The following is a 10523-nucleotide window of genomic DNA, read 5'->3' on the forward strand; positions in this document are numbered from 1 at the left end:
CGATCATATAAAGTGCTAGCTCTTAGCGACATCTCTAAGGTGAAAAATGAATAAAGTATTAATTTCTGTTCTGGGTAGTGATCAACCTGGCATTATGTCTGTGATTGCAGATGTGATAAATCAGCGTAACGGCAATATAGAAAACTTAAGTCAAACACTCTTAAACTCAGTTTTTGGTGCCCTACTGCTGGTCGATGTGCCACACGATGAAAATTGCGATGATCTTCAATCCGCGTTAGAAGCGAACTGCAAACAGATGGGGTTATTTATCCGTGTTCATCCTTGGAATGAACAAGCTTCAGATTGGTATCAAAATAAACCTGAAGTACAACCCTATATCGTCACGGTGATAGGCCCTGATCGACAAGGTATTGTCGCTGAAGTGGCTGGGCAGCTTTTTAAACACGGTGTCAATATCACCAATATGCAAGCCATTTTCAAAGGGGGTAAAAACCCAATGGACAATTTAATGGTCTTTGAAATTGATGTGCCTAAAGCCACCATCATGAATGATTTACGCGATGCACTGGCAGATATCTCCCAACGTCTCGATCTCGAGGTCAGTGTACAACATCGTAAAATTTTTGATTCTGTCAGCAATATACTTAACTAACTACGCTATATTCCGACTCGTTCATATCAGGACATAAAATGATTAATCCCAAAGATATTATTTCTACCTTGCAAATGGTACGTGAAGAGAACCTGGATTTACGTACTGTGACCGTAGGGATCAGTCTGGCTGATTGTGTCAGTGATGACATTAATACCTTTAAACGCAAAATCTACGACAAAATTACCCGCATTGCAGGCAATCTTGTTAGCACCTGCAATCGCATTGAAAGACGCTACGGCATTGAAGTAGCTAATAAACGTATATCGATTAGCCCTATTGGCGTTGTCGCTGCCCCATTTAATTCTGATCAAATGGTGGAAATCGCACTCACGCTAGATAAAGCTGCCGCAGAATTAGGTATCGACTTTATTGGTGGCTTCACTGCACTGGTGGAAAAAGGCATGACCCATGGTGACAGAGCACTCATTAATGCCATCCCGCAAGCTTTGACTGAAAGTCAACGCGTCTGCTCATCTGTTAATGTGGCGAGTACACGTGCTGGTATTAATATGGATGCCATCAAAGATATGGGTGTCATCATCAAACAAGCAGCAGAAATGACAGCCAAAGATGATGGCTTAGCAGCGGCTAAACTCGTCGTTTTTGCTAATATCCCGCAAGACGTACCATTTATGGCTGGCGCTTATCTCGGTGTGGGAGAAGCCGATGCAGTGGTTAGTGTCGGCGTCAGCGGTCCTGGTGTTGTCAAAGCGGCCCTGGAACGTGCCCTTGAAGAAGAAGATGGTATGGACCTGAGCCGTGCAGCAGATGTTATCAAACAAACCGCAGCTCGCCTCACACGTGCTGGCGAGTTAGTTGGTCGTGAAGTTGCTCAATTATTGGCATTACCATTTGGTATCGTTGATCTTTCACTCGCCCCTACTCCCAATAAAAATGATAGTGTCGGTGAAATTTTTGAAGCTATTGGGCTTCCAGCAATTGGAGCGCCAGGCAGTACCGCCTTTTTATCTATGCTCAATGATGCGGTTAAAAAAGGTGGCGCATTTGCCAGCTCTCATGTCGGTGGATTGAGCGGTGCCTTTATTCCAGTTTGTGAAGATTTAACTATCGCTGATTCAGCAGTAAATGGCACCTTGTCATTGGAAAAACTGGAAGCTATGACCGCCGTCTGTTCTGTTGGCTTAGATATGGTGGCCATTCCCGGAGATACCTCTGCAGAAATGATCTCAGCCATTATTGCCGATGAAATGGCGATTGGTGTGATTAACAAAAAAACCACTGCTGCACGCTTGATTCCAGCTCCCGGTAAAAAAGCAGGTGATCATGTTGTTTATGGTGGTTTATTGGGTGAAGGTCCAGTCATGGCTGTGAACATGGGTAGCCATGAAAATCATTTTGTTCGTCTGGGTGGACGAATTCCCTCACCAATACAAAGTTTAGTTAACTAAACTTGAGACATAAAAAAAGGGCTGATATATCAGCCCTTTTTATTTCTATAGAAATAATCGCTTATTTCTTATCAGCTTCACGCTCTTTCACTTCCTTAATAACTTCATCCGACACGTTACGTGGGCATGGGCTATATTGCAGGAATTCCATTGAGAACTGACCACGACCTGAAGTCATAGTACGTAGTGAACCAATGTAGCCGAACATTTCACTCAGTGGTACATCTGCTTTAATACGTACACCAGTTGCACCAGCGTCTTGTGACTTGATCATGCCACGACGACGGTTTAAGTCACCAATAACATCACCCACGTTATCTTCAGGTGTGAACACGTCAACTTTCATGATTGGCTCAAGTAACTGAGGACCTGCTTTAGGAATAGATTGACGATAACCACCCATTGCCGCTAACTCAAATGCGATAGCAGATGAGTCAACTGCGTGGAATGCACCATCAAATAAATTCACTTTAACGTCAAGTAATGGGAAGCCAGCTAACACGCCTTTATCCATCATTTTCTTGAAGCCACCTTCAACAGCGGGCCAGAATTCACGAGGAACAGTACCACCAGTAACCGTTGATTCAAATGTGAAACCACTACCTGGTTCACCTGGCTCGATGATGTAGTCGATACGACCGAACTGACCAGAACCACCAGATTGTTTTTTGTGCGTATAGCTATCTTCAACACGTTGTGTGATTGTTTCACGGTACGCAACTTGAGGTTCACCAACAACAACATCAACGTTGTGAGTACGCTTCAGGATATCTACTTTGATATCTAAGTGCAGCTCACCCATACCTTTCATGATAGTTTCGCCACTATCTTGGTCTGTTTCAACGCGGAAAGAGGGATCTTCTTTAATCATTTTACCCAGAGCAATACCTAATTTCTCTGCTGCACCTTTATCTTTAGGCGCGATAGCAATAGAGATAACAGGATCAGGGAAAACCATTGGTTCAAGTGTTGCTGGATTTTTAGGATCACATAATGTGTGTCCAGTTTGAACATCTTTCATACCAACAATAGCAATGATATCACCCGCATGGGCATAATCTAATTCGTTACGATCATCGGCATGCATTTCCACCATACGACCAACACGTTCAGTTTTCCCTGTGAAAGTATTCAAGACAGTGTCGCCTTTACGCAGTTCACCTGAATAAACACGAACAAAGGTTAACGCACCAAAACGGTCATCCATAATTTTGAATGCTAATGCACGTAATGGACCCTTGATATCAACAGTGGCCACCTCACCTGTTTCATTACCTTCTAAATCCACTTCTGGTTGAGGATCAACTTGTGTTGGATCAGGAAGATAATCAACAACCGCGTCCAGAATTAACTGAAGACCTTTGTTTTTGAATGAACTACCGCAATATGTAGGGAAGAAGGCTAATTCTAATGTACCTTTACGAATACATTTTTTCAGGTCATCAACTGAAGGTTCTTCACCTTCTAGATATTTTTCCATTAAGTCGTCGTCTTGCTCTACAGCCGTCTCAACGAGTTTTTCACGCCATTCTTCGATCTGATCAGCCATCTCTGCAGGTGGCTCTTCAATGCTATAGTTTTCAGGATCTTTTTCGTCAGGCCAGTACCATGCTTTACGTGTCAGCAGATCAACCACACCCTTGAACTCGTCTTCGATACCGATTGGCAGAACCATAACTAGCGGTGTAGCTGCAAGCACGTCTTCAACTTGCTTAACAACACGGTAGAAATCCGCACCCATACGGTCAAGTTTGTTGACGTAAATCAGACGTGATACTTCTGATTCGTTGGCATAACGCCAGTTAGTTTCTGATTGAGGCTCAACACCACCACTACCACAGAAAACACCGATACCACCGTCAAGTACTTTCAGTGAACGATATACTTCGATAGTGAAGTCAACGTGTCCTGGAGTATCGATAACGTTCAGGCGATGACCATTCCAAAAACAAGTCGTCGCAGCAGACTGGATGGTAATACCACGTTCGGCTTCTTGGTCCATGAAGTCCATGGTTGATTCTCCTTCGTGTGTTTCACCCGATTTGTGAATTTTACCGGTCAGTTTCAGGATACGTTCGGTTGTCGTGGTTTTACCTGCGTCAACGTGTGCGAAGATACCTATATTTCTGTACTTGGATAAATCAGAAGCCATAATCCTGTCTCTATTATTTGAATGAACAATTCGTGCATTTACACGGAGTTAAACCCGCCAATTCTAAACTAGAATGTTTATAGATGCACACATTTATAAGTAAAAAAGCGACAAAGTGCTATATGTCGCCATTCGATAAATTTACGCGCTGTTAATGTCAGCATGATGTTAGAGCATTTGCGGGGTTTCAAGTGCTATTTGAATTTATATTGCATAGGCAACCATTGGTAACGATATATAACCCCTGGCACTGACAACACCAGAAATAAACTCAAGACTGTCACAAAAAATTCCCAGCCTTGTGTATACACATCACCAGAGAAGCGAATTTCAAACGCGATACCGATACCTAGACTGATGAAAAAATACACCATTAACTCAAACAGTCTTACCCAGTTCGATTTACGTTCCAGTGCATAAACAAAAAACACACGATCACCAATCCATGGTAAGTTAGCCAACACAAGAAACAGCCCTAACATAAGCCAGATAGACATCTTATTCCTCAAGAAAAAACCGTCGAACAAATCGACATTAACACGCCAGGGAATATCCCCAATGCCAGCACCAATAGTGTGTTGACACTCAACACAAATGCCGCTGAACCAGAGTAACTAAATGCATGCACCTCATCTGTTTTATCGAAATACATCACTTTGATTACCCGTAAATAATAAAAAGCACCAATGACTGACATCATCACGGCAACTAAAGCTACGGCCAGCATATCAGCATCAACGACGGCTTTTATCACACCTAATTTGGCGTAAAAGCCAGCCAATGGTGGGATACCCGCCATTGAAAACATCAAAATCATCATTAACAGGGCTAACCATGGATGCTGAGAACTCAGCCCTTTATAGTCATCAATATTATCTGCCTCAAACCCATAACGACTCATCAGTAAAACCACACCAAAAGTCGCTAAGGTCATCAATGCATAAATTAACGTATAAAAAAGTGATGCCGCATACCCAGCTTCAGTCCCAGACAACACACCCATCAATAAAAAACCGACATGAGATATCGTTGAATAAGCCAGCATACGCTTAATATTGATTTGTGCGATAGCGACAAGGTTACCGATTATCATTGATAAAACAGCCATCAACATCAGCATCGGTTGCCAATAGGTTTGTAAGTCTATCAGTCCATCCACTAATAATCGAATCAACAAAGCAAAGGCGGCCACTTTAGGGGCGGCAGCAATGAAAAGTGTCATGGCGGTAGGCGCCCCATGATAGACGTCCGGTAGCCACATATGAAATGGTACAGCACCAAATTTGAAGCCAATGCCAATAATTACGAAAACAAGTGCAAAACTCAGAATCGTATCACTACTAGATGAAGCATAGATGGCTGTTGCCACCTCCTGCAACATCAAGCTACCCGTGATGCCATAAATAATTGACATGCCATACAAAAGCATCCCTGAAGCGATCGCACCCAAAATGAAATATTTCATTGCAGCCTCAGTTGCCATCACAGAGTCCCGATGCATGGCGACCATCGCGTAGAGACAGAGAGAGAGTAACTCTAGTCCTAGATATAAGGTCAGAAAATGATTCGCTGACACCAAAATCAACATACCCAAAGTGGCAAATAAAGCGAGAACGTAAAACTCACCCTGGAGTAATTGGCGTACCCGTAAATATTCAACGGAATATAATAAAACGCACATATTAATCAGACAGATAGCAACTTTTAATATATCGCTGAGACCATCTTTAACATAGGTCTCAGAAAAAGTTGTGCCTGACTCTCCCCATGACAGCAGGACTGTCAGCAGGACAAGGAATAAACTGAGTTGGCTGAGACCATAAGTCCAGTTAATTTTTTTATTACCGGTAAAAGCCACAAACAACAAGACAACACAGGCCATTGCCAGCATGACCATTTCCGGCAATGCAAACAACATATTTGGCACTTGATAGTTCATTATCCGCTGTCCTTTTTATAGCTTGGATTGAGCCACTTGCGTTAATAAATTCTCAACAGAAGCGTGCATGACGTCTAGTAAGGGATCAGGCCATAGACCCAGTAGTAATATAATGACAGCCAAACTGGCTAACAGCATAAATTCACGCGTATTAATATCTTCTAGCTGAGCCACCTGTTGATTCATGACCTCACCAAAAAATACGCGCTTAACCATCCATAAAGTGTAAGCCGCTCCCAGAATCAAGGTCGTTGCCGCCAAAAATGCAAACCAGAAATTTGCCTGAAAAGCGGCTAAAATCACCATAAACTCACCCACAAAACCCGATGTGCCTGGTAAACCAGCATTCGCCATCGCAAAAAACACGGCAAATGCAGTAAACGTCGGCATGGTATTAATCACCCCGCCATAAGCACTAATTTCGCGAGTATGCATACGGTCATACAACACGCCAACGGACAGAAACATGGCCGCTGAAATAAAGCCATGTGAAATCATCTGCACCATCGCGCCTTCGACAGCTAAGACGGCTCCACTCCCGGTGGATGAATTAAAAAATATTCTAAAAACAATAAACAAGCCCAAGGTCACAAACCCCATATGAGCAATACTTGAATAAGCAATGAGCTTTTTTAAATCTGACTGTACAAGAGCAACAAAACCGATATACACCACAGCAATCAAAGACAAACTGATTAATAACCAATCCAAGGCCATGCTGGCATCTGGTGCGATAGGTAAGGCAAAACGAATAAAACCATAGCCACCAATTTTTAACGTGATGGCCGCCAGAATAACGGACCCCCCCGTCGGTGCTTCCACATGCGCATCAGGTAGCCAGGTATGCACTGGCCACATCGGCACTTTGACCGCGAACGCGATCAGAAAAGCAAAAAATAGCCACGTTTGCTCTGTCATAGACAACGCGACCGAATGATAATCAAGTAATGAAAAGCTGCCAGCAACATGATGCAGGTACAGCAACGCGATTAATAAAAAGACTGAGCCAAAGAAGGTATATAAAAAGAATTTGATTGTGGCATAAACTCGATTCGGTCCACCCCAGATGCCAATAATCAAAAATAACGGAATCAGCATCGCTTCAAAAAACACATAAAATAAAATGGCATCAAGCGCTGCAAAAACCGCCAGCATCAAGCCTTCCATAATCAAGAAAGCGGCAAGATACTGATTCAAGCGGTAGTCGATAACGCGCCAACCGGCGATAACGACTAATATCGTTGATATCGTGGTCAATATGATCAAGGGCAGAGAAAAACCATCAATACCCAGATGATAATTGATATTGAATGACTCAACCCAAGGATATAGCTCAACGAATTGCATGTTTGCAGAGGCGTTATCAAAGCCTAGATAAAGCCCAAGTGATAAGACAAATGTGAGGCTACTAGCTGCTAAAGCTAGCCACTTACTCATACAGGGACGTTCATTCAGGAATAAGCTAATCATCCCTGCCAGAATAGGTATCCAGATAATGAGACTGAGTAAAGGAAGTTGAGCTAACATGAATGCCTAGTCCGTCCTTGTCACACTACAAAAAAAGTGAGAAGTAGTCCCACCCCGATGATCATTGCAAATGCATAATGATACAAATAGCCAGTCTGTAACTGTTTGGCTAATCTTGAGCACCAAGCTACCGTCTTCGCTGTACCATTCACCAACGTACCATCTATCAACAAGCGATCACCAATTCGCCATAAAAGTTGCCCCAAATGTCGGGAGCCCCCTGCGATGACTGTTTGATTAAAGTCATCAAAGCCATATTTATTGATGAGAATACGATAAATAAACTGTCCCTTTTCTTGTATCACAGCAGGTAACTCAGGACGACGCAGATACAAAAACCAGGCGATGACTATACCAGCCATGGCTAGCCAGAATGGCAGCGCAGTCAGGCCATGAATGATAAAACTGACAATGCCATGGAAGTCCTTTGCTTGTTCAGCCAGCACATCATGGGCAGAAGACACGTAGATGGCCTCAGCAAAAAACTCACCGTAAACCATACTGCCTATCCAATAACCGGCAATCACAGAAGGAATCGCTAACAGAATCAGCGGTAATGTCACGACCCAAGGTGATTCTTTAGGCTGATGCCCATGGTCAGTGTTAAATCGGGGTGCGCCATGAAACACCATAAAAAACAGTCGGAAACTATACAGAGCCGTGATCAATACTCCCGACAACACGGCAAAGTAGGCAAAGCCATGTCCGGTTAATTCGGAAGCGTGCACCGCTTCAATAATGGCATCTTTAGAGAAAAATCCAGCCAGACCAGGAAAGCCAATCAAAGCCAACGAACCAATCAGACTTGTCCAGTAAGTGATAGGCATATACTTTTTCAGCCCACCCATTTTTCGCATATCCTGCTCATGGTGCATGGCAATAATGACTGAACCCGCCGCTAAAAAGAGTAAAGCTTTGAAAAAGGCATGAGTCAACAAATGAAACACACCTGCCGCATAAGCAGAAACACCAAGCGCTACAGTCATGTAACCCAGCTGCGATAATGTCGAATAAGCAATGACACGCTTGATATCATTTTGAACCAAGCCGAGCAGTCCCATAAATAAGGCTGTAATGGCACCGATAATCAACACAAATGACAATGCTGTTTCAGAAAGCTCGAATAACGGTGACATACGCGCCACCATAAAAATGCCTGCGGTAACCATAGTGGCGGCATGAATCAGGGCTGAAATAGGCGTCGGCCCTTCCATCGAGTCAGGCAACCAGACATGTAAAGGCACCTGTGCTGATTTGCCCATGGCGCCGATAAATAACAAGATGCAGGTCAGCGTCATGACAGACCAAGCCGTATCTGGAAAAATGCTGATTGTTTGCTCTGCCATTTGTGGTGCTTGTTGAAACACAGCCAGATAATCCAGACTACCCGCATACATCAACACGGCAGAAATGCCCAATAAAAAGCCGAAGTCCCCGACTCTATTCACTAAGAAAGCTTTGAGGTTTGCATAAATCGCCGTCGGCTTTTTATACCAAAAACCAATCAGTAGGTAAGAGACTAGCCCCACCGCTTCCCAGCCAAAGAATAACTGCATGAAGTTATTTGCCATCACCAACATCAACATGGCAAACGTGAATAAAGAAATATAACTGAAGAAACGACTGTAGCCATCATCATCGTGCATGTAGCCAATGGTGTAGATATGCACCATGAATGACACAAAGGTCACCACCGTCATCATCACTGCACTCAGTGCATCAATCATAAAGCCAACTTGAAGCTGTAATGAGCCGGCTTGCAACCACTGATAGACGGTGTCGTTATATGTCAGCCCATCGACTGTCACCAGTTTTAATACCCAGGCGGATAAGAAAAAAGCCACACCGACTGAAAAGATTGTAATGCGATGCGTCCAGCAACGGCCTAAATGACGACCAAACAAACCTGCTGCAATACTGCCAAATAATGGCGCGATAACAATGGCAAGCAGTAAGCTCTGTGGCATCCCTTACCCCTTTAACCTATCCAGATCAGACACATTAATGGTGCTGAGGTTACGGAATAACACCACCAGAATGGCCAGCCCAATTGCCGCCTCCGCAGCTGCCACTGTCAAGATGAAAAACACAAACACCTGACCAGCGGGGTCGCCGAGAAAGTGTGAGAAAGCAATAAAGTTAAGGTTGACCGCTAGCAGCATTAACTCAATACACATCAATAAAATGATGATATTTTTACGGTTCAGAAAGATACCCGCTAAAGACAAGCTGAACAATATGGCAGCGAGAATAAGATAGTCAGATAAAACAATCATGGTTCAGAGCCACCTCCATCTTGTTTTTTGCTGCGTAGATCAACCATTCTCACCCGGTCTGTCGATTTAACGGCCACCTGTTTGGCTGGGTCCTGCAATTTACGATGGTGCTCACGTAATGTCAGCGTGATAGCAGCAACAATGGCGACGGTCAGGATCACAGAAGCAATTTCAAACGGATACACATAAACGGTATACAACAAACGACCCAGCATTTTTGTATTACTGCCGTCAGTCACTGCTGCGTCACTAATATCAAATTGGGGCGCATTCAGCACGGCAATCATTTCCACCACAATCACAGCAGCCACAATAATCCCTAATGGTAAATACCGTGTAAAACCTTCTTTCAGCGGGGCCAGATCAATATCCAGCATCATCACCACAAATAAAAACAGTACTAACACAGCTCCCACGTAGACCAGCACCAAACTGATAGCAAGAAATTCTGCCTCCAACATTAACCAGATACCGGCACTGGTAAAAAAAGCTAGTACCAAGAATAAAGCAGCACGCACGGGGTTACGCACAGTGATAACCATGGTAGCGGCAAACACTAAAATGGCGGCAAAGAAGTAAAAAATCATTTTTTCCACTAGTTTGT

General features: G+C 43.6%; 9 protein-coding genes. 2 read left to right on the top strand and 7 right to left on the bottom strand.

Annotated elements, in window-relative coordinates; all coding sequences use genetic code 11:
• Nucleotides 1-46 precede the first annotated feature (46 nt).
• Nucleotides 47-613 (top strand): glycine cleavage system protein R, encoded by a 567-nt coding sequence (locus tag B3V56_RS08255; RefSeq protein WP_286304055.1) that lies wholly within the window; start codon nucleotides 47-49, stop codon nucleotides 611-613.
• Nucleotides 614-651: 38 nt separating this feature from the next.
• Nucleotides 652-2025: a PFL family protein gene (locus B3V56_RS08260; protein ID WP_289282794.1), complete on the top strand. Its 1374-nt coding sequence runs from the start codon at nucleotides 652-654 to the stop codon at nucleotides 2023-2025.
• Between the two features lie 61 nt (nucleotides 2026-2086).
• Here B3V56_RS08260 and fusA read toward each other — a convergent pair whose 3' ends face one another.
• The 7 genes from fusA to B3V56_RS08295 all read right to left on the bottom strand — a co-directional run bounded on the left by fusA (nucleotide 2087) and on the right by B3V56_RS08295 (nucleotide 10515).
• The gene (gene fusA / locus B3V56_RS08265; RefSeq protein ID WP_289282795.1) at nucleotides 2087-4177 is read right to left on the bottom strand and encodes an elongation factor G; all 2091 of its coding nucleotides are present in this window, start codon (nucleotides 4175-4177) and stop codon (nucleotides 2087-2089) included.
• 194 nt (nucleotides 4178-4371) lie between these two features.
• A complete protein-coding gene (locus B3V56_RS08270) occupies nucleotides 4372-4674 on the bottom strand; it encodes a DUF2818 family protein (protein WP_289282796.1) in 303 nt (100 codons plus the stop codon).
• A gap of 8 nt (nucleotides 4675-4682) precedes the next feature.
• Nucleotides 4683-6116, bottom strand: a complete 1434-nt coding sequence (gene nuoN, locus B3V56_RS08275) for an NADH-quinone oxidoreductase subunit NuoN (protein ID WP_289282797.1) — start codon at nucleotides 6114-6116, stop codon at nucleotides 4683-4685.
• 15 nt (nucleotides 6117-6131) lie between these two features.
• A complete protein-coding gene (locus B3V56_RS08280) occupies nucleotides 6132-7643 on the bottom strand; it encodes an NADH-quinone oxidoreductase subunit M (RefSeq protein WP_289282798.1) in 1512 nt (503 codons plus the stop codon).
• A 20-nt stretch (nucleotides 7644-7663) separates the two neighbouring features.
• Nucleotides 7664-9610: an NADH-quinone oxidoreductase subunit L gene (gene nuoL, locus B3V56_RS08285; protein ID WP_289281485.1), complete on the bottom strand. Its 1947-nt coding sequence runs from the start codon at nucleotides 9608-9610 to the stop codon at nucleotides 7664-7666.
• Nucleotides 9611-9613: 3 nt separating this feature from the next.
• The gene (nuoK, locus tag B3V56_RS08290; RefSeq protein ID WP_091712823.1) at nucleotides 9614-9919 is read right to left on the bottom strand and encodes an NADH-quinone oxidoreductase subunit NuoK; all 306 of its coding nucleotides are present in this window, start codon (nucleotides 9917-9919) and stop codon (nucleotides 9614-9616) included.
• Nucleotides 9916-10515, bottom strand: coding sequence for an NADH-quinone oxidoreductase subunit J (locus tag B3V56_RS08295; RefSeq protein WP_289281486.1), 600 nt, complete (start codon nucleotides 10513-10515; stop codon nucleotides 9916-9918). The genes nuoK and B3V56_RS08295 overlap by 4 nt, the downstream gene beginning before the upstream one ends.
• Between the last annotated feature and the right edge of the window lie 8 nt (nucleotides 10516-10523).

Source organism: Methylophaga sp. UBA2513 (assembly GCF_002341285.1).
GTDB classification, from domain to species: Bacteria; Pseudomonadota; Gammaproteobacteria; order Nitrosococcales; family Methylophagaceae; genus Methylophaga; species Methylophaga marina.